Below are 19,245 nucleotides of genomic sequence, written 5' to 3' on the forward strand. Positions count from 1 at the left end.
TTGAGGAGAAACGACGTCGCTCGCGCGCCGCCGTTCTGAAACGTCATGCACGACATCCGCACTATCCGTGACGACCCGCAAGGTTTCGACAGCAATCTCGCGCGCAGAGGGCTGGCGCCAGCGGCGGATACCATCCTTGCGATTGACGATCGCCGTAAGGCCGCGATTGCCTCGCTTCAGGTACTGCAGGAAAAGCGCAATGCGCTGTCAAAGGAAGTCGGGCAGGCGAAGTCCGCCAAGGACGAGGCGCGCGCGCAGACGCTGATGACCGAGGTATCAGCGCTCAAGGACGCCATGCAGGAGGCTGACGAAGCTCAGAAAGCTGCGATCACCGAACTGGATGACGTGCTTGCCGCAATCCCAAATCTGCCTCTGGCCGAAGTTCCCGAAGGCCCGGACGAAAGTGCCAATGTCGAGTATCACCGCGTTGGCGAGCCACGGCAGTACGATTTTACCCCGCGGCAGCATTTCGATCTCGGCGAGCAACTTCGGTTGATGGATTTTGAAACGGCGGCGCGGCTGTCCGGATCGCGCTTTGTCGTGCTCAAAGGGCATCTGGCGCGGCTGGAGCGGGCGCTCGGTCAGTTCATGCTCGACACGCATACCCAGCACCACGGGTATACGGAGGTGAACCCGCCGCTACTGGTCAATGATGCACCCATGTTCGGCACGGCGCAGTTGCCAAAATTCTTCGACGACCAGTTTGCAGTTTCCGACAACAAATGGCTGATTCCAACGGCTGAAGTGCCATTGACAAATCTGGTGCGGGAAATGGTTTTGCCGGAAGGCGAACTGCCGCTTCGTTTCACGGCGCTGACGCCGTGCTTCCGCCGAGAGGCGGGTGCTGCGGGACGCGATACGCGCGGGATGCTGCGCCAGCACCAGTTCAGCAAGGTGGAACTGGTGTCGATCACGACGCCAGAGGCGTCCCGGGATGAGCATGAGCGCATGTTGCATTGCGCCGAGGCTGTATTGAAGGCGCTGGATCTGCATTATCGTGTCGTCACACTTTGCACCGGCGACATGGGGTTTGCCTCTCAAAAAACCTACGATATCGAAGTCTGGGTGCCGGGGCAGGAAGCCTATCGCGAGATTTCAAGCTGCTCGGTCTGCGGTGATTTTCAGGCGCGGCGCATGAATGCGCGCTATCGTCCGGATGACGAGAAAGCGCATGGCAAGGGGCCTCGCTTCGTGCATACGCTGAACGGTTCCGGCACGGCGGTTGGCCGGGCGCTCATTGCCGTGATGGAAACGTGGCAGAATGCCGATGGTTCGATAACGGTGCCGCCGGTGCTGCGGCCTTACATGGGCGGCGTCGAGCGTGTCGCGGCGGCTGACTGAGGGTGACAGACCGGGCAGGGGGGCGAACATGCGCATACTGGTAAGCAACGACGACGGAATCAATGCTGAAGGCCTTGGCGTACTTGAAAAGGTCGCAGCCGAGTTGTCGTCGGATGTCTGGGTCGTTGCACCGGAGACCGACCAGAGCGGCGTTTCCCATTCCCTTTCCCTGCACGATCCGCTGCGGATGCGCGAGCTTGGCGGCAATCGCTTCGCCGTCTCCGGCACGCCGACAGATTGCATCATCATGGCCGTCCGGCATCTGTTTCAGGATGAACTCCCGGATCTCGTGCTGTCAGGCATCAACCGGGGCCAAAACGTAGCCGAGGACGTGATCTATTCCGGCACCGTCGCGGCGGCTATGGAAGGGACCATCTTCGGTATTCCGTCGATTGCCCTGTCGCAGGTCTATGGTCCCGGCGGGCGGGCAGAGACACGCTGGGACAGCAGCGCGGCGCATGCAGCGGATGTCATCCGACAAATCGTTGACGCGGGCATCGATCCCGGTGTGCTGGTCAACGTCAATTTTCCGGACTGCGCATCGGAAGAGGTGGAAGGCATTGCCGTCACGGCGCAAGGCCGGCGCAATATCGCCTTCATGAAGGTTGAAGAACGCGAAGACGGACGCGGCAGGCCATATTATTGGTTGATGGGCGCGCGAGCGCCACACGAACCAAAGGACGGCACCGATCTGTGGGCCGTGCGTAATAAGCGGATTGCGGTCACGCCATTGCAGATCGACCTCACACATGAGCCTAGCATGACACGCTATGCCAGCCTCTTTCACGGCCAGCGTCAATAGTATCGCAGATGCCTCCGGACGGTAGCAACGCGATTGCGGCAAGAGGCGCGGAGAAAACGGTCGCCTTTCTGTTGGCCTTGCGGGAACGCGGCATCAGAGATACGGCGCTGCTGCGGGCGATGGAACTCGCGCCGCGTGATCTGTTCGCACCGCGTCGTTTCAGCGATCTGGCGCGCGCGGATATATCGCTGCCCTTATCCTGCGGCCAGACGATGACCGCACCGGGTATCATCGCCCGTATGTTGTTGGCATTGAAGGTGACATCCGAACACCGCGTATTCGAAGTCGGGTCCGGGTCCGGGTATGTCTCGGCCGTTCTCGCACGGCTTGCGCATGAAGTCATATCGACGGAAAGATATCGCACTTTGGCGATGGCCGCAGGTGAGCGTCTGGCCACGCTTGAACTGAATAACGTGCTCGTGCTGCCTGCTGACGGGCTGGCAGCTGAAACAGTTTCCGGCAAGCGATTCGATCGCATCCTGCTTAACGGTGCCGTTCCCGACGTTTTCCCCGATGTCTTACTCAACGCATTGAGTCCTGACGGCATTCTCGTCGGCGCACTTGTCGTCGCTGGTGAGCCAAGACTGATTCGTGTCACCCGGCATGTGCCGGAGGAGGATGCCGCTGCGTCATCCACGGATGGAGACACGTTCGCACATGAAGACCTTGGACTGATCAGGTTGCCGCCGTTGGCGCACGGCGTCGCAAAAGTCCTATAGGCATATTCCGCTTGGCCCTGGAATGCCTGGCCCAGGAATGCCTGACCCTGGAATAAAGACAGCACGGCAGATCCACTCGTCCGAATTGTGTTTATGAAGCCATGTTTGTGAAGAATTCGGTGTCAAGGTGAATCAAATCGCGACAAATTCAGGTTTGGCAACGCTTGTTTAACCAGAATCCGATCTTATCAGGGGCATCGAAGTTCACGCGTAGGGGTTAGGTGGGACGATGCCTCAGAGCGAAAAAACGTTGCTGCCATTGATGCATGTGGGGTCCATCCAGCGCCTTGCTATTGCCGGGCTCCTTGCCGGTGTCACTGCCGCTTGCAGTTCTGACACCATGCGCTTTGCCGACAATCCATTCTCGAATCCATTCGGGCAGGGTCAGACTGCTGACGCAACCACAACTGCAAGCATCAGTCCGTCGCCAGCTCCGCAGGTCTATTCGTCGCCGTTGGCGCCGCCCCAATCTGCCTCGCCTGTGAGGCAGGCCGCACAGAGTGCTGTAGCATCGGGCCCCGTGGCGGCAGTGGGGGGGTCGGCAAAAGGCTGGACGGCTCAGGGCGGCTCGCCGGTCTATGTTGGCACGGCGGATACGCTGGCCACGCTTTCAGGGCGCTACAACGTGCCTTCAGCCGCAATTCTGGCTGCCAACGGGCTATCGAGCGCTTCGCAGATCGCCCCCGGCCAGCAGCTTACGATTCCGGTCTACAATCCCGGCGGTGGAGCGCTGCCGTCGAGCGCGGCCGTTGCTTCCGCGCCGCAGGTGGAGAGCACCTTTGCCGCTCCGGCGCAGCATGCAACCGCACAGCCGGTGCGCAGGGCAGAAACCGTTTCCGGCTCTCTGAACGAACAGGCTGCGCGGCTCGGTCAAACCAGTCCTGCCGTTGCTCCTCCCGCGCGGCAGGTCGTCGCGTCGTTGCCGACCGCCACGGATGCCATCAAGCCGACGCCTGCACAGCAAAAGGCGATTGCCACAGTCTCTCCGACCCCGGCCGCTCCGCCCGCAGCTGAACAGGCTGCCGCATCGAAACCCGAACCTGCTCAAGCCTCGAAAGCTGAGGATACCGGCGGCAGCGGCTTCCGGTGGCCGGCACGAGGCCGCGTTATCAACGGTTTCGGTAAAGGAAACGAGGGTATCAATATCGCCGTACCGGAGGGAACGCCGGTAAAAGCCGCAGAGGGCGGTGTCGTCGCCTATGCGGGCAGCGAGTTGAAGGGGTATGGTAATCTTGTGCTTGTCCGCCATGACAATGGCTGGGTCAGCGCATATGCAAACAATGCCGAGTTGAAAGTGAAGCGCGGCGACAAGGTCGCGCGTGGCCAGACCATTGCCCGTTCGGGGCAGACGGGTAACGTCACCTCACCGCAGCTTCACTTTGAGCTTCGCAAGGGATCAACCCCTGTGGACCCGCTGCCGCACCTCGCTGGCTTATAAGGCATCAGTACATTGTAGAATGCTGAAACATAGAAAAGGCCGCCATCAAGGCGGCCTTCTTGCTGTGTAATCGCTACTGGTCGATAGAGACGCCCAGCCGGCCGGCCAGATCCGTGATGTACTGCCACGCGGTGCGCCCCGAGCGCGCCCCGCGTGTCGTCGACCACTCAAGCGCCTCTGCCCTCAACAGAGTCCGGTTGATATCAAGCTTGAGAAAGTCGGCATAACCATAGACCATTTCAAGATATTCATCCTGACTGCATTTGTGGAAACCGAGCCAGAGACCAAAGCGGTCAGACAGCGAAACCTTTTCCTCAACCGCTTCGCCCGGATTGATGGCGGTAGAGCGTTCATTCTCCATCATATCTCGGGGGAGAAGGTGGCGGCGGTTGGATGTTGCGTAAAATACAACGTTGAGCGGCCGCCCCTCGATGCCGCCTTCCAGCACAGCTTTCAGCGATTTGTAGGATGTGTCATCGGAATCAAACGACAAGTCATCGCAGAAAATGATGAAGCGATGCGGATCGTGACGCACGATATTCATAAGCGCTGGCAGCGACTCGATGTCCTCGCGATGAATTTCCACAAGTTTCAAAGCCGGTCGTTCACTTTTTTGAAGTCGCTGATTGGTATCCGCGTGCACCGCCTTCACGAGCGAGGATTTTCCCATACCGCGCGCTCCCCATAGCAGAGCGTTGTTGGCCGGCAGCCCTTTCGCGAACCGTTCCGTGTTGTCCGCCAGTGCATCGCGGGAGCGGTCTATGCCGCGCAAAAGGCTCATCTCGACACGATTGACACGCGGCACAGGCACCAGCGAGCCGGGCGGTTGCCAGACGAAAGCGTCTGCGGCTGCGGTGTCAGGGACGGTTGGAGCCGGCGGCGCAAGCTGAGCAAGCGTATCGGCGATGCGGGCAAGCTCTGTCAGAATGGCGACCTCGCGCTGACGCCGTGCGGGCTTCTTCTTTGCCTTGCCGATGGCCTTTTCAGAGAGCATGCCATACCCCTTCATCGTCACTTTCCTCAATAATTTGATCTCGACGGCCTGTATAGCTCCGGCTCATCGTTTGATTTCGCTTGCGTGATCGTTATAGTCCGGCCAACTTTCCGACTCCATATCCATAGTGGGTGGGCCATGGTGGGTGGGGAGTGGCTTCCGTTGGAGAGAAACCAGTGATCATTTCGACAGCCTTTGCCCAGGGCGCGGCACCTGCCGCCAGCGGCGCCGATATCTTTATCCAGTTTATTCCGTTCGTCCTTATCTTTGTGGTGATGTGGTTTCTGATCCTGCGTCCGCAGCAGAAGCGCGCCAAGGCCCATCAGGAAATGGTCAAAAGCGTCCGCCGGGGCGATACCATCGTGACGTCCGGCGGCTTCATCGCAAAGGTCAGCCGGGTGATTGACGATAACGAGATCGAAGCCGAGATCGCCGATGGCGTGCGCGTGCGCATCGTGCGCAGCACCATCGCCGAGGTCCGCTCCAGAAGCGAACCGGTTAAATCCGAGGCCTCTTCGTCGTAACATGCGCCGCTACAGCGGCAACATGCGAATCAATTTCAGATAAACGCTATCCGGCAGCGCAGGGAAGGCCCTTCGACGATGCTCCGTTATTCGACCGGCAAGGTTGTTGCCGTTCTCATACTGACAGTCCTCGGCTTTCTCTATGCCGCCCCAAGTCTGTTCACGCCGGCACAGCGCGACGCCTTTATCGCCTCTGTGCCTTCGTGGATACCGCGTGTGCTCGTGCCGCATCAGGGCATCGTCCTGGGTCTCGATCTTCAGGGCGGCTCACACGTCGTGCTGGAGGTCGATACTATCGACCTGCTGCGCTCCCAGATCAATCTGCTCCGTGACGATGTTCGTAACATCCTGCGAGAGGAGCGTGTGACCGCTCAGGGCGGTATCGTCATTCTCCCGCGCGGAGTGCAGATCCGGGTGCCGGATCAGGCTGCGCGTGACAAGATATTGCCGCGCCTGCGTCAGTTGTCGCAGCCGATCGGCAACCCGCTTCTTGGCCAGACGGGCGCAAGTTCCATCGATATCAACACCGGCAGCGACGGGCTTATTCAGCTGACCCTGTCCGAAGCCGGTATCAACGAACGTGTTCGTCGTGCGGTCGATCAGGCCATTGAGGTGCTTCGCCGCCGTGTGGACGCACTGGGCACGACCGAGCCGAATATCCAACGGCAGGGCGCGGACCGCGTACAGGTTCAGGTTCCCGGATTGCAGGATCCGCAGCAACTCAAGGAAATCCTCGGCCGTACCGCCAAGCTGGAATTCCGCTTTGTGTCGGACACCGGATCGGGTGACGTGGACAACCTGCCGATGCAGGAAGCCCCCGGTCAAACGCTGCCGGTGGAACGCGAATTGGCCGTAGACGGCGCTGATCTCGTCGATGCCCAGCCTTCGTTCGATTCGCAAACCGGACGCCCGATCGTCAATTTCCGCTTCAACTCGCGCGGCGCCCAGCGCTTCGGGCAGGCAACATCGGCCAATGTCGGGCGGCTGATGGCCATTGTCCTCGATAACGAGATTATTTCCGCACCGCGCATCCAGTCGCCGATCACTGGCGGGTCGGGCATGATTTCGGGCAGCTTCACGGTCGAGCAGGCCAACAATCTGTCGATCCTGCTGCGCGCCGGTGCATTGCCGGCCAAACTCACCATCGTCGAGGAACGCACTGTCGGCCCCGGCCTCGGGCAGGATTCAATCGAGGCTGGTAAGGCAGCCGTCGCGGTGTCCACGGTTTTGGTGGCATTGTTCATGTTCGCCACCTATGGTCTGTTTGGCTTCATCGCGAACATTGCACTCATCGTCCATGTCGTCTTCATCTTCGCGCTGATGTCGCTGCTGGGGGCAACGCTGACGCTGCCGGGTATTGCCGGCATCGTGCTTACCATCGGCACGGCAGTAGACTCCAACGTGCTCATCTATGAGCGAATGCGTGAGGAGTTCAGGGGAGGCCGATCACTGGTGACGGCTCTGGAGGCAGGGTTCAACCGCGCTTTCGCGACCATCATCGATTCGAACTCCACCATGCTGATCGCGGCATTGATCCTGTTCTTCCTCGGATCAGGTCCGGTGCGTGGGTTTGCAGTGGTGTTCATTCTGGGCATCCTGACAACCGTGATCACCGCCGTCACCATGACGCGCATGATGGTGGCGTTGTGGTACAAACTGGCTAAACCGCGAAAACTGCCATTCTAAAGAGTTTTTAAGCAAAGCGGATACCGCTTTGCGTGAAGAAAACGCGTAAACCCAATAAGATAGAGCATTTCTGCGTTTCAACGAAATGCCGAAATGCTCTAAAACGCCGCCGTTCAAAGTTAGCCTGGTGGTGGATCGCCGCCCCTTAAGGAGACAAGCGTGGGTCTGCTTCGTATCTATCCCGACGATACCCGGTTCGGGTTTGTCCGCTTCCGGCGCGTGACGCTGCCGCTGTCGGCGATTCTCGTCGTGGCGACGATCATTCTCGGCTTCACCGTCGGCCTCAATTTCGGCATCGATTTTCGTGGCGGCACGTTGATCGAGTTGCAGGCAAAGTCTGGACAGGCCGATGCCGGATCGATTCGACAATCCGCCGAGTCGCTGGGCTTTGGCGGCGTCGAGGTTCAGGAGTTTGGCTCACAGGGCGGCGTATCACTGCGCTTCGCCATTCAGGATGGCGGTGAGGAAGCGCAGGGCAGGGTTGTCCAACAGGCTCGCAACCTGTTCGAAGAAGATTACGAGTTCCGCCGCGTCGAAACTGTGGGCCCGCGAGTGTCAGGTGAACTGGTCCGCTCCGGTACACTCGGCGTCGTGCTGGCGATTGCAGCCGTGATGGCCTATCTCTGGGTCCGTTTCGAGTTGCAACTGGCCATTGGCGCCATCATCGGTACAATTCACGACATCATCCTCACGGTTGGTTTTTTTGTCGTGACGCAATCTGAGTTCAATATGACCTCGATTGCCGCCATTTTGACAATTGTCGGCTACTCGTTGAACGAAACCGTCGTCGTGTTCGATCGGACACGCGAGTTGATGCGGCGTTATAAATCGATATCTGTTGAAGAACTGCTGGATCTTTCCGTCAACAGCACGATGTCACGCACCGCTATGACGGCAACGACCACCTTCCTCGCGACACTGGCGCTCGTGATCTTCGGCGGCGAGGCTATTCGCGGCTTCGCGGAAGTCATGCTGTTCGGGGTGGTTATCTGTACATACTCGGCCATATTCGTGTCGTCGCCGGTACTGATCTACCTTGGCTTGCGGTCGCGTCCCGGCGAGGCAGAAGAAGCAGCAGACGAACGCGCCGCTCAACTTCCGTAACAAGAGGCGATAGTCTTTGGCCAAACCCGTAGCCCTATATGACGGTTTTCTGCCTGGGCAGCATCCGATAACCGCTTATGGTGACGGTGGCTTTCGCTTTGCGGAGATGTCGCACCGGGGCTCGCTTGTGCTGCTACCGTCCGGGATACGGGCTGTGGCAGCCAAGAGCATCCGTGACCTGACTTCTTCGGATTTCGATGCCATCATAGCGGAAAGAGATAAGATCGAGTTGTTTTTGGTCGGGAGTGGCATTGATCTTATCCCGCTGCCGGCACCGATGCGATCCCTCCTGACAAATGCCGGCATACGTCATGAAGCGATGCAGACCGGTGCGGCAATACGCACCTACAATGTACTGCTCGCGGAAGATCGGCAGGTTTCAGCTCTGTTGCTGGCAGTGTAAGGGCAACCATGATGCATGATGCATCTCTCGCCGATGCGTTGTCGCACTGCGACCAGTTGGTCCGCGCCGGCGATCCTGATCGTTACTGGGCAACATATTTTGCCCCTGCGGACAAAAGGCCCTACCTTCTCGCCCTCTACGCGTTTAATCAGGAAATCGCGCGTGTGCGCGACAATGTCAGCGCACCGTTACCGGGTGAAATTCGTTTCCAGTGGTGGCGGGACTGGCTTGACGCACATGCAGCCGACAATCTGGCGACAGATGAGTCTCACCCTCCGGTAGCGCAAGCGCTCGCCGAAACCATCACCCGTTTCCGATTGCCTTTGCAGCCCTTCCACGATTTGATCGACGCGCGCGTCTTCGATCTTTACGATGACATGATGCCATCGGTCGCAGATCTTGAAGGCTATTGCGGCGAAACTTCGTCTACGCTGTTCAGGCTGGCCAGTTTGATTCTGGCCGATGGCCGTGATCCCGGCGGTGCCGATGCCGCTGGTCATGGCGGGGTCGCCTTCGCCGTTACAGGGCTATTGCGCGCGCTGCCATGGCAGCTTCGGCGTGGTCAGGTTTTCATACCGTCCGACATTGCCAGCCGGCATGGACTGGACAGAGACGCCATTCTCGCGTCAAAAACCGATGACACTGCGTTCCGCCTCGCACTTGCCGATATGCGCATGCTAGCTGCGGAGCATCTTTCACGCGCGCTGGCATCCATCAACGATATCATGCCAGAGGCCCGGGCCGCTATGCTGCCGTTGGCGACAGTGCCGTTCTATCTAAAAAAGATGAGCGCGGGAGATTACACCCCCCGCACCAGTATCATTGATATTCCGCAGTGGCGGCGGCTTTGGGTTTTATGGCGGACTTCAGTTCGATGGCGGAATCTCTGATAACGCCTCAAGCCAGCCAGCGAGATCTTTCCGCGCACGCGTTGTAAGCGCCTTCTTGCGCGCCACCGCCTTTGCGGATCCCCGCAACCGCTTGCCATCTTCGGAGCGAAGAGGCTCGGTGAGTGGGGGAAAGAGACCAAAGTTGACATTCATCGGCTGGAATGAGGATGGCCGGGCGGACACGCCGGCCTGCTCCTCGCCTGAAGTCTCATCTTCATCCACACTGACATGACCGCCGGTAATGTATTCGACCAGCGCGCCAATGGCTGTTGTCGAAGGAGGCTGGGGCAAAGTGACGTTCTGCGCCTCAGCAGCCGCATAACGGCCGGCAATAAGGCCAATGGCTGCGCTTTCTACATATCCTTCACAGCCGGTGATCTGTCCGGCAAAACGCAGACGCGGCAGAGCCTTGAGCCGAAGCGTATTGTCCAGAAGGCGGGGCGAATTGAGGAAAGTGTTGCGATGCAGGCCGCCAAGGCGCGCAAACTCAGCGTTCTCAAGCCCAGGAATCAAACGCAGGATGCGCGCCTGCTCGCCATATTTCAACTTGGTCTGAAAACCGACGATATTGAAAAGAGTCGCAGCTGCATTGTCCTGACGAAGTTGCACAATAGCATGCGGCTTGACGTTCGGGTTGTTGGGATTGGTCAAGCCAACTGGTTTCATGGGACCGAAACGCAACGTCTCACGACCGCGTTCAGCCATGACTTCAATCGGCAGACACGCATTGAAATAGGGCGTATCTTTCTCGAACTCGCGGAAATCGGTTTTTTCGCCAGCGAGGAGGGCGTCGATAAACGTGTTGTACTGCTCTTCCGTCAGCGGGCAGTTGAGATAATCAGCGCCAGTGCCGCCCGGACCTGCCTTATCATAACGCGACTGCGCCCAGACAATACTGCGATCAATGGAATCCGCATGGACAATCGGTGCGATAGCGTCAAAGAACGCAAGCGCTCCTTCACCCGTCAGACCGTGAACGGCTTGCGCAAGAGCATCCGAGGTGAGTGGGCCAGTGGCGATAATGGTCTGGCCCCATTCCTCCGGTGGCAGGACTGTAACCTCTTCGCGAACGATCGTGATCAGCGGATGCGCCTCGAGCGTCGCAGTCACTGCTTCAGCAAATGCATCCCGATCCACAGCCAGAGCGCCGCCCGCCGGCACTTGATGAGCATCGGCCGAGGCCATAATCAATGACCCAAGTGCGCGCATTTCCTGATGTAGGAGCCCAACGGCATTTGTCTCGGCATCGTCCGAACGGAAAGAGTTTGAGCAAACGAGCTCCGCCAGCGCTTTGGTCTTATGAGCGGGCGAGATCGCGTCCGGACGCATTTCGTGCAATACGACGGGCACGCCCATGGAGGCAAGTTGCCATGCGGCTTCCGAACCGGCCAAGCCGCCGCCAATGATGTGAACAGGCTTTATCATTCGCACTATGTGTCCCGGCAGCCCGCGAACGTCAAGCACGATTGCAGCTTGCCGCCATTGGACCGCAGTGATTATTCAGCAGCATCAACACGTCCGCGCAATGGCCGGCGCTCAAGCACCTCACGCAGGAAGCGGCCCGTATGACTGGCCTCGCTCGCAGCTATTGTTTCAGGAGTGCCCTGGGCCACAATGCGCCCGCCGCCATTGCCGCCCTCTGGTCCCATGTCCAGAACCCAGTCAGCCGTTTTGATGACTTCGAGGTTATGTTCAATGACGATGACCGTATTTCCCTGCTCAACCAGCTCATGCAGCACCTCCAAAAGCTTGGCGACGTCATGGAAATGAAGGCCCGTTGTCGGCTCGTCCAAAATATATAGCGTGCGGCCGGTGGCGCGTTTGGACAATTCCTTGGACAGCTTGACGCGCTGGGCCTCACCGCCGGAAAGGGTTGTTGCCTGCTGACCGATCTTGACATACCCAAGCCCGACACGTGACAGCGTCTGTAGCCTGTCGCGAATGGCAGGAACAGCCTTGAATAGCTCCAGCCCCTCATCGACCGTCATATCCAGCACGTCGGAAATAGAGCGGTTGCGATATTTCACTTCCAGCGTTTCCCGCTCGTAACGCTTGCCCTTGCATACGTCACACGTGACATAAACATCTGGTAGAAAGTGCATCTCGATCTTGATGACGCCGTCACCCTGACATGCCTCGCATCGGCCGCCCTTGACGTTGAATGAGAAACGTCGAGGCAGATATCCGCGCGCCTTCGCTTCTGGCAAACCCGCGAACCATTCGCGAATTGGTGTAAATGCGCCTGTGTAGGTAGCCGGATTCGACCGGGGTGTGCGGCCAATCGGCGCCTGGTCTATGTCGATAACCTTGTCGAGATGTTCAAGCCCTTCGAGCTTATCAAACGGGGCAGGGTGGGTTATCGCGCCGTTGAGACGTCGGGCGACAGCCTGATAAAGTGTATCGATGACAAGCGTCGACTTACCGCCGCCGGAAACCCCGGTGACGCAGGTGAACGTCCCGAGCGGGAAAGATACACTAACATCCTTGAGATTATTGCCCCGTGCGCCAGTCAGCGTCAGCATCCGGCTCTTTTGCGGCTTGCGCCGTTTTTCTGGAACAGGAACGGATAATTCACCAGTCAGATACTTTGCCGTCAACGACGCCGGATTTTGCAGCAATTCTGCCGGAGTGCCCTGCGCGATAATCGTGCCGCCATGGATGCCCGCACCGGGTCCGACGTCGACGACATAATCAGCCTGCAAAATAGCATCCTCATCATGCTCGACAACGATAACGGTGTTGCCCAGATCACGCAGCCGCTTCAATGTTTGCAGCAACCGCTCGTTGTCCCGCTGATGCAGACCGATCGATGGTTCATCGAGCACATAGAGAACTCCGGTCAGACCGGAGCCAATCTGCGACGCCAGTCTGATGCGCTGGCTCTCGCCGCCGGAAAGCGTTCCCGAAGCCCGCGCAAGTGTCAGGTATTCCAAACCGACATCGAGAAGAAACGTCAGTCTCTCACGGATTTCTTTCAAAATGCGATTGGCTATAGCTTTATGCTGCTCATTCAGCTTTTCCGGTAGCGCCTCAAACCAGTTACGCGCATCGCTGACAGACATCAGCCCGATTTCGCCAATATGCCGTCCATCAATCTTGACCGCGAGAGCCTCGGGCTTCAGACGGAATCCGTTACAGGCCACGCAAGGCGTTTCCGACATGAAGCGCCCGATATCTTCACGGGCCCATTCGCTATCGGTCTCTTTCCATCTCCGTTCCAGGTTGGAAATGACACCTTCAAATGGCTTGTTGACTTCATAACTTCGGCTGCCGTCGTTATAAAGAATGCGGATTTTTTCCTGCCCGCTGCCATAAAGAATGGTTTTACGCAGCTTTTCCGAGAGCTTGCCCCATGGGGTCGTCATGTCCTCACCAAAATGGGCGGACAACGCATCCAGGGTCTGCCCATAATAAGGCGAGGTGGACTTGGCCCATGGCGCCACCGCGCCATCTCGCAGGCTGCGATCCGCATCCGGAATGACGAGATCCGCGGAAACATTCATCTCCCGCCCCAGGCCGTCACAGACAGGACACGCACCAAAAGGGTTATTGAAGGAGAAAAGACGAGGTTCAATTTCCGGAATTGTAAAGCCAGAAACCGGGCAAGCGAATTTGGATGACAGCACGAGACGTCGCGGCTCGCCCTTGTCATCCTTTTCATCGGCGAATTCCAGGACCGCGATGCCGTCTGCCAGATCCAACGCCGTTTCCAGCGACTCGGACAGGCGCGCGGCCATATCCGCGCGCACGACCAGCCTGTCAACGACGACATCGATATCGTGTTTGAACTTTTTGTCGAGCGCGGGAGCCTCGGCGATCTCGTGGAAAGTGCCGTCTATCTTGACGCGTTGAAATCCGGTTTTGAGGTACTCAGCCAGCTCCTTGCGATATTCGCCTTTACGGCCGCGCACAACAGGTGCAAGCAAATAGAGACGCGTCTTTTCTGGCAACGCCAGAACTCTGTCGACCATCTGACTGACTGTCTGGCTTTCGATCGGCAAGCCTGTCGCCGGCGAATACGGCACTCCGATGCGTGCCCACAACAGCCGCATATAGTCGTAAATTTCGGTGACCGTCCCCACCGTTGAGCGCGGATTACGGGATGTGGTTTTTTGTTCGATTGAGATGGCGGGAGACAGGCCGTCAATCTGGTCAACATCCGGTTTCTGCATCATCTCCAGAAACTGGCGCGCATATGCAGAAAGCGATTCGACATAACGCCGCTGACCTTCCGCATAAATCGTGTCGAAGGCCAGGGACGACTTGCCGGAACCGGAGAGTCCGGTAAACACCACCAGCCGGTCACGCGGAATGATCAGGTCAACGTTCTTCAGGTTATGCTCGCGCGCGCCACGAACGCTGATGACATGCCGGGAGGAGCCCGGTGCGCGCGGCGATTCATCGAAAAGGTCGTCAAGAGAGGCCATTGATCATGCCCGTGAAATTGTTGTACCGACAGCATAAACTGCCACGCGCACTTCCGGTTTCGTCGACCGGAAATTCGCCTGTGTCCATACTGCACAAACCCGACTTGCATGCAGTGTCGCATTGAGCTAGGAACAATTCAAGAACAATCTGCTTTCAATTTTCTGGCATATTGTTTCCGGGCATAAATACGGGCCGCCCGCAGGTTGACAGTGGCGGCTGGCCGGGTTTGCGCTATTGTCCGGACTATCTGACGGCAATGGCATCAGGAGGGTATCCGCATGGCGGGCAGTGTTAACAAAGTCATTCTCGTAGGCAATCTGGGCCGCGATCCGGAAGTCCGGCGTCTGAACTCTGGTGAGCCTGTGGCTTCTCTGCGCATCGCGACATCCGAAACCTGGCGAGACAAGGCGTCGGGAGAACGTCGCGAACGCACTGAGTGGCATAACGTCGTCATTTTCAACGAAAATCTCGCCCGCATTGCCGAACAATACCTGCGTAAGGGTACGAAAGTGTATGTGGAGGGTCAGTTGCAGACCCGCAAATATCAGGACAAGGACGGGCAGGAGCGTTACACGACGGAAGTCGTGCTGCAGCGTTTCCGTGGCGAACTGACAATTCTCGACAGCCGGGGCAGTGGCGGGGATGATTTCGGGGGCGGTTCTGGAGGTGGTGGCTATGGCGGCGGCAGCTTTGGCGGTGCCGAACCGTCACGCCCGGCCGTGATCGACAAATCCTCAGGCAGCCAGAGCGGTGGACATTCCAACTTCTCAAGCGATCTTGACGACGACATTCCGTTCTAAACGGTCAGCAGTGCGGTGCTTTTTCGGAGGGACCACACTTCATCATAGATTCGCCTAAGCAGGATTATGGAACTAAACTGGACGTGCCATGACGCCTTCACGTGACATCAGCCGGCTGCTTGAAATCATGGCGGCGTTGCGGACGCCAGAAACCGGTTGCCCTTGGGATCTTGAGCAGGACTTTGCCTCGATCGCACCTTATACGGTCGAAGAAGCCTACGAAGTTGCCGATGCAATAGAACGCAACGATCTTCATGACCTGCGCGATGAACTTGGCGATCTGCTGCTTCAGGTCGTTTTTCATTCGAGAATGGCTGAGGAGCAAGGAGCTTTCGTTTTTGGTGATGTCGTTCAGGCAATCACCGAAAAGCTCATTCGTCGCCATCCTCACGTGTTTGGTAATGCTCAGGATCTTTCGCCAGAAACCGTCAAGATTCTATGGGCCGACATAAAGGCCGAGGAACGGCGGCTGAAGGCTGAAAGGCTTGGTGCAGAACCCGCGCAGGCCGCATCGAGCGCTCTGGATGGCGTCCCACGCAATATGCCAGCGCTTGCAAGAGCAGAAAAATTGCAGAGCAAGGCGGCGCGTGTCGGGTTCGACTGGACAAATACGGCTGACGTGATTGCAAAGATACGTGAAGAATTGACGGAAGTTGAAGAGGCGCTCACAGCAGCAGATAAATCTGCAGTCAGAGAGGAAATCGGTGATCTGGTTTTTGCCGTTGCCAATCTGGCCCGGCATGTCGGCGTCGATCCCGAGGCGGCCACGCACGCGACAAATGCCAAATTCACGTCTCGCTTTAATTATATTGAGCGGCATATTGATAGAACAGGAAAAACAATGGCCAACGCATCTCTTGGCGATATGGAGATGCTTTGGGAAGAAGCCAAACAGCTTGCCAAGGGTTCACAAGCTTAGGGTATTTTGCGCTCAAGTTGACGGAAAAACTTGGGCGCAAATTTCTTTAAAATAGAGCCAAAAATTTGCCGAGTACGTTGAAATCAACGGGCCTATCGAATAGTACGTGCGTCGGGAAAACGGTTGAGCAGACGTGGTTCTTTTTCCGGGGCAATGCGAACCACAACGGCTAAGTGACCCTCTGTGTCTGCACGTCTCTCCAGCACCTCGGTTTCTTCGTAAAGCCAGCTCAGGAGTGCACCTTCTGATGGTTCGAGATTCACGAGGTAAACACGCCGACCCTGCGCTATCCGGTTTTCTATAACCGTGAGAAGAGTGCCGACCCCCTCGCCTGTCACGGCCGAAATCAGCACCGGCCGATTGTCTGCAGGACGTGATGCAGCAATCGTGAGCAATCGCTCATGAGCTGCTTCGTCCAGCAAATCGCCCTTGTTCCAGACTTCGATGATATGTGGCGAGTCGGGATTGATACCAAGTTCGCGCAAGATCTCATTGACGTCAGATGCCTGCGCCTGGGTATCAATATGGGATACATCGCGAACATGGAGCAGGACATCAGCCTCGATCACATCTTCCAGCGTTGCACGAAAGGCAGCGACGAGCGTTGTCGGCAAATCCGAGATAAATCCCACAGTGTCAGACAAGATTGCTTTCCCGCCGTGCGGAAGCTTTACAGCGCGTGCCGTCGGATCGAGGGTGGCGAACAACATGTCTTCCGCCATGACTTCAGCAGCAGACAGACGGTTGAAAAGCGTGGATTTACCGGCGTTCGTGTATCCAACCAAAGCGACCACGGGATACGGCACACGTTTGCGGCTTTCGCGATGCAGAGAGCGCGTCCTTTTCACGCCCTCCAGATCGCGCTCGATGCGTGTCATTCTCTCCTGAATAATACGCCTGTCAGCTTCGATCTGCGTTTCACCTGGGCCGCCGAGAAAGCCAAAACCACCGCGCTGGCGTTCAAGGTGGGTCCATGAGCGCACAAGGCGACTTTTCTGATACCCCAGGTGCGCGAGTTCAACCTGCAATGTGCCTTCGCGCGTGTGAGCGCGATTGCCGAAAATTTCCAGGATCAAGCCAGTACGGTCAATGACCTTGACTTTCCATGCTTTTTCGAGATTACGCTGCTGCACAGGCGAAAGCGCACAGTCAACGACGACAAGACCGATCTCGTCATCTTCGACGGCTTCCGCAATCTCCTCAACCCGCCCCTTGCCGATGTAGGTCGATGGACGCACCGCATCCAGATTAATCACGATCGGCTTGATGACATCAAGATCGATAGCGCGCGCCAAGCCTACAGCTTCATCAATGCGGGCATCCGTATCGCGGACTACCTCGATATTGTCGCCGCTGCCCGGGAATGGAGCCGATCGATCAGGTCGGCGCGTAAGATAGGGGCCAACGACAAATGTTCGTGTGCCACCTGCTGTCGGAGCCTGCAATTCAGTCAGCGACATGGAAATCCAGTCTGGAAGCGATACAGCAACCTTTCACCTTCTTATCTGTCAGTTGTCTCGTCGATTTGATCGAAGAGTTGCACTGGCTGGCCAGGCATGATCGTGGAAATAGCATGCTTGTAGACGAGCTGGGAGTGACCGTCCCGCCGGAGCAGCACGCAGAAATTGTCAAACCAGGTGACCACGCCCTGCAATTTCACACCGTTGATGAGGAATATCGTCAGCGGGACTTTGTTCTTTCGGACGTGGTTGAGAAACGTATCCTGCAGATTTTGCGCGCGTTCGCCCGCCATATTCTTGAGCCTCGTGAGCCAATCGCCACCCAAAAAGCAGCGATAATGTTGTTGTTATTGTCCGCCGCCCCCAAGTCGTTCCCGGAATGTCATTCCGGGAGGGTGTTCCGGGAGCGCGAAATACGGACCTGAACCTTCAATGTTGCATCACAGCATCAAATTCGCAAGTACTTGCACGGCTCCAGTTGATGAAAAGAGCCGCGCCGCTTTGCTCGATGCCGTGATCAGTCGATATCCTCGACATCGCCCCCGCCGCCGTAGACTCGCTGGGCCAGAGCAGCTTCAAGGAAGGGGTCGATCTCGCCATCCAGAACGTCTGACGGAGTGCCGGAGGTTACCCCGGTGCGAAGATCCTTGACCAGCTGATACGGCTGAAGCACGTACGAACGCAGTTGATGTCCCCAACCGATATCCGTTTTGCTGGCTGCTTCCGCGCTGGCTTTTTCCTCGCGCTTTTTCAGCTCCAGCTCATAAAGGCGTGCGCGAAGCATGTTCCACGCCGTCGCGCGGTTCTTGTGCTGCGAGCGCTCGGACTGGCACGAAACGACGATATTGGTCGGAATATGCGTAATACGTACTGCCGAATCGGTCTTGTTGATGTGCTGCCCGCCAGCGCCAGAGGCGCGGAAGGTATCCACGCGGCAGTCCGATTCCTTGATGTCGATCTGAATACGATCATCAACCACCGGATAAACCCACACCGACGCAAAGCTCGTATGCCGGCGCGCGGCGGAGTCGAACGGCGAAATGCGCACCAGACGATGCACACCCGACTCGGTCTTCGTCCAGCCGTAAGCGTTGTGACCCTTGATCTGCAAAGTGGCGGATTTGATTCCAGCCTCTTCGCCGTCGGTCAGTTCCAGCATTTCGACTTTGAAGCCACGCCGTTCAGCCCAGCGCGTATACATACGCATGAGCATCAACGCCCAATCCTGACTCTCGGTGCCCCCGGCGCCAGAGTGGACTTCAAGGAACGTGTCATTGGCATCCGCCTCGCCGGACAGCAGCGTCTCCACCTGCCGCCGAGCTGCTTCCACCGATAAGGCGCGGATGGTTTCCTCGCCTTCGTTGACAACTTCCTGATCACCTTCAGCTTCACCGAGGTCGATCAGATCGACAGCATCGGCCAGATCCTGCTCAATCCGCTTGATACTTGCAATGGCCTCATCCAGCTCGGTGCGCTCGCGCATAATTTTCTGCGCAGCATCGGCATCGTTCCACAAATCAGGCGTTTCAGCCAGAGCATTCAGTTCGGCAAGGCGTTTTTGTGCGACATCCCAGTCAAAGATGCCTCCTCAGCAGTCCCACGGACTGCTTGACGTTATCGACCAACGATTCGATTTCTGCGCGCATATGTTTCGTACTGCCATTAAAGTGATTATCAGAGGCAAGCTCGCAAGCATGCCCCGATATGACCGGACGCAAGCCGGCTGTATAGACTTTC

The 19,245-nt window shown here is 57.6% G+C and carries 17 protein-coding genes; 11 read left to right on the forward strand and 6 right to left on the reverse strand.

Annotated features, from left to right (window positions below; all coding sequences use genetic code 11):
* The first annotated feature begins 45 nt into the window (after positions 1–45).
* The 4 genes from serS to FHS81_RS03485 all read left to right on the forward strand — a co-directional run bounded on the left by serS (position 46) and on the right by FHS81_RS03485 (position 4,300).
* The gene (gene serS, locus FHS81_RS03470; protein ID WP_183750605.1) at positions 46–1,341 is read left to right on the forward strand and encodes a serine--tRNA ligase; all 1,296 of its coding nucleotides are present in this window, start codon (positions 46–48) and stop codon (positions 1,339–1,341) included.
* A gap of 28 nt (positions 1,342–1,369) precedes the next feature.
* Positions 1,370–2,143 (forward strand): 5'/3'-nucleotidase SurE, encoded by a 774-nt coding sequence (gene surE, locus FHS81_RS03475; protein ID WP_183750606.1) that lies wholly within the window; start codon positions 1,370–1,372, stop codon positions 2,141–2,143.
* Between the two features lie 8 nt (positions 2,144–2,151).
* Positions 2,152–2,862 carry a protein-L-isoaspartate O-methyltransferase family protein gene (locus tag FHS81_RS03480; protein ID WP_183750607.1) on the forward strand — a complete coding sequence of 237 codons (711 nt, stop codon included), beginning with the start codon at positions 2,152–2,154 and terminating at the stop codon, positions 2,860–2,862.
* 229 nt (positions 2,863–3,091) lie between these two features.
* Positions 3,092–4,300 (forward strand): peptidoglycan DD-metalloendopeptidase family protein, encoded by a 1,209-nt coding sequence (locus FHS81_RS03485; RefSeq protein WP_246374449.1) that lies wholly within the window; start codon positions 3,092–3,094, stop codon positions 4,298–4,300.
* Positions 4,301–4,373: 73 nt separating this feature from the next.
* Here the strand turns inward: FHS81_RS03485 and FHS81_RS03490 are convergent, their stop codons facing one another.
* Positions 4,374–5,309 (reverse strand): ATP-binding protein, encoded by a 936-nt coding sequence (locus FHS81_RS03490; RefSeq protein ID WP_246374459.1) that lies wholly within the window; start codon positions 5,307–5,309, stop codon positions 4,374–4,376.
* Positions 5,310–5,473: 164 nt separating this feature from the next.
* On the opposite strand from FHS81_RS03490, the gene yajC reads away from it, so the two are divergent.
* From yajC to FHS81_RS03515, 5 genes are all read left to right on the forward strand, one after another.
* Complete coding sequence (gene yajC / locus FHS81_RS03495; protein WP_343052411.1) at positions 5,474–5,818, forward strand: preprotein translocase subunit YajC; 345 nt, start codon at positions 5,474–5,476, stop codon at positions 5,816–5,818.
* A gap of 78 nt (positions 5,819–5,896) precedes the next feature.
* Entirely contained in the window at positions 5,897–7,504 is a 1,608-nt protein-coding gene (secD, locus tag FHS81_RS03500; RefSeq protein ID WP_183750609.1) for a protein translocase subunit SecD, read from the forward strand.
* Positions 7,505–7,663: 159 nt separating this feature from the next.
* Complete coding sequence (secF, locus tag FHS81_RS03505) at positions 7,664–8,608, forward strand: protein translocase subunit SecF (protein WP_183750610.1); 945 nt, start codon at positions 7,664–7,666, stop codon at positions 8,606–8,608.
* 16 nt (positions 8,609–8,624) lie between these two features.
* The gene (locus tag FHS81_RS03510; RefSeq protein ID WP_183750611.1) at positions 8,625–9,011 is read left to right on the forward strand and encodes an Mth938-like domain-containing protein; all 387 of its coding nucleotides are present in this window, start codon (positions 8,625–8,627) and stop codon (positions 9,009–9,011) included.
* Positions 9,012–9,022: 11 nt separating this feature from the next.
* Positions 9,023–9,901: a phytoene/squalene synthase family protein gene (locus FHS81_RS03515; protein WP_183750784.1), complete on the forward strand. Its 879-nt coding sequence runs from the start codon at positions 9,023–9,025 to the stop codon at positions 9,899–9,901.
* On the opposite strand, the gene trmFO is transcribed toward FHS81_RS03515, so the two are convergent.
* The gene (trmFO, locus tag FHS81_RS03520) at positions 9,878–11,326 is read right to left on the reverse strand and encodes a methylenetetrahydrofolate--tRNA-(uracil(54)-C(5))-methyltransferase (FADH(2)-oxidizing) TrmFO (RefSeq protein ID WP_183750612.1); all 1,449 of its coding nucleotides are present in this window, start codon (positions 11,324–11,326) and stop codon (positions 9,878–9,880) included. The genes FHS81_RS03515 and trmFO overlap by 24 nt on opposite strands.
* A gap of 71 nt (positions 11,327–11,397) precedes the next feature.
* On the reverse strand, positions 11,398–14,328 hold the full coding sequence (uvrA, locus tag FHS81_RS03525; RefSeq protein WP_183750613.1) for an excinuclease ABC subunit UvrA: 2,931 nt from the start codon (positions 14,326–14,328) through the stop codon (positions 11,398–11,400).
* Between the two features lie 279 nt (positions 14,329–14,607).
* Here uvrA and ssb point away from each other — a divergent pair, with 279 nt between their 5' ends.
* Together ssb and mazG are read left to right on the forward strand one after the other, a co-directional pair.
* Positions 14,608–15,129: a single-stranded DNA-binding protein gene (ssb, locus tag FHS81_RS03530; protein WP_183750614.1), complete on the forward strand. Its 522-nt coding sequence runs from the start codon at positions 14,608–14,610 to the stop codon at positions 15,127–15,129.
* Between the two features lie 88 nt (positions 15,130–15,217).
* Positions 15,218–16,048 (forward strand): nucleoside triphosphate pyrophosphohydrolase, encoded by an 831-nt coding sequence (mazG, locus tag FHS81_RS03535; protein WP_183750615.1) that lies wholly within the window; start codon positions 15,218–15,220, stop codon positions 16,046–16,048.
* Between the two features lie 92 nt (positions 16,049–16,140).
* On the opposite strand, the gene hflX is transcribed toward mazG, so the two are convergent.
* The 3 genes from hflX to prfB form a co-directional block, all read right to left on the reverse strand.
* Positions 16,141–17,508 (reverse strand): GTPase HflX, encoded by a 1,368-nt coding sequence (gene hflX / locus FHS81_RS03540; RefSeq protein WP_183750616.1) that lies wholly within the window; start codon positions 17,506–17,508, stop codon positions 16,141–16,143.
* A gap of 41 nt (positions 17,509–17,549) precedes the next feature.
* The gene (hfq, locus tag FHS81_RS03545; protein WP_183750617.1) at positions 17,550–17,801 is read right to left on the reverse strand and encodes an RNA chaperone Hfq; all 252 of its coding nucleotides are present in this window, start codon (positions 17,799–17,801) and stop codon (positions 17,550–17,552) included.
* A gap of 224 nt (positions 17,802–18,025) precedes the next feature.
* Positions 18,026–19,154 (reverse strand): peptide chain release factor 2 gene (prfB, locus tag FHS81_RS03550; protein ID WP_183750618.1). Its coding sequence is split into 2 segments (ribosomal slippage): positions 18,026–19,084 and positions 19,086–19,154, totalling 1,128 coding nucleotides; the frame shifts between segments, so codons are not numbered across the junction.
* Positions 19,155–19,245 lie beyond the last annotated feature (91 nt).

It is taken from the genome of Pseudochelatococcus contaminans, assembly GCF_014195635.1.
GTDB classification, from domain to species: domain Bacteria; phylum Pseudomonadota; class Alphaproteobacteria; order Rhizobiales; family Beijerinckiaceae; genus Pseudochelatococcus; species Pseudochelatococcus contaminans.

Excerpts from the sequence above, each read along its gene's own strand:
- serS (WP_183750605.1), top strand. The coding sequence starts at position 46 with ATGCACGACATCCGCACTATCCGTGACGACCCGCAAGGTTTCGACAGC.
- surE (WP_183750606.1), top strand. The coding sequence starts at position 1,370 with ATGCGCATACTGGTAAGCAACGACGACGGAATCAATGCTGAAGGCCTT.
- FHS81_RS03480 (WP_183750607.1), top strand. The coding sequence starts at position 2,152 with ATGCCTCCGGACGGTAGCAACGCGATTGCGGCAAGAGGCGCGGAGAAA.
- FHS81_RS03485 (WP_246374449.1), top strand. The coding sequence starts at position 3,092 with ATGCCTCAGAGCGAAAAAACGTTGCTGCCATTGATGCATGTGGGGTCC.
- FHS81_RS03490 (WP_246374459.1), bottom strand. The coding sequence starts at position 5,309 with ATGAAGGGGTATGGCATGCTCTCTGAAAAGGCCATCGGCAAGGCAAAG.
- secD (WP_183750609.1), top strand. The coding sequence starts at position 5,897 with ATGCTCCGTTATTCGACCGGCAAGGTTGTTGCCGTTCTCATACTGACA.
- FHS81_RS03515 (WP_183750784.1), top strand. The coding sequence starts at position 9,023 with ATGCATGATGCATCTCTCGCCGATGCGTTGTCGCACTGCGACCAGTTG.
- trmFO (WP_183750612.1), bottom strand. The coding sequence starts at position 11,326 with ATGATAAAGCCTGTTCACATCATTGGCGGCGGCTTGGCCGGTTCGGAA.
- uvrA (WP_183750613.1), bottom strand. The coding sequence starts at position 14,328 with ATGGCCTCTCTTGACGACCTTTTCGATGAATCGCCGCGCGCACCGGGC.
- ssb (WP_183750614.1), top strand. The coding sequence starts at position 14,608 with ATGGCGGGCAGTGTTAACAAAGTCATTCTCGTAGGCAATCTGGGCCGC.
- mazG (WP_183750615.1), top strand. The coding sequence starts at position 15,218 with ATGACGCCTTCACGTGACATCAGCCGGCTGCTTGAAATCATGGCGGCG.
- hflX (WP_183750616.1), bottom strand. The coding sequence starts at position 17,508 with ATGTCGCTGACTGAATTGCAGGCTCCGACAGCAGGTGGCACACGAACA.
- hfq (WP_183750617.1), bottom strand. The coding sequence starts at position 17,801 with ATGGCGGGCGAACGCGCGCAAAATCTGCAGGATACGTTTCTCAACCAC.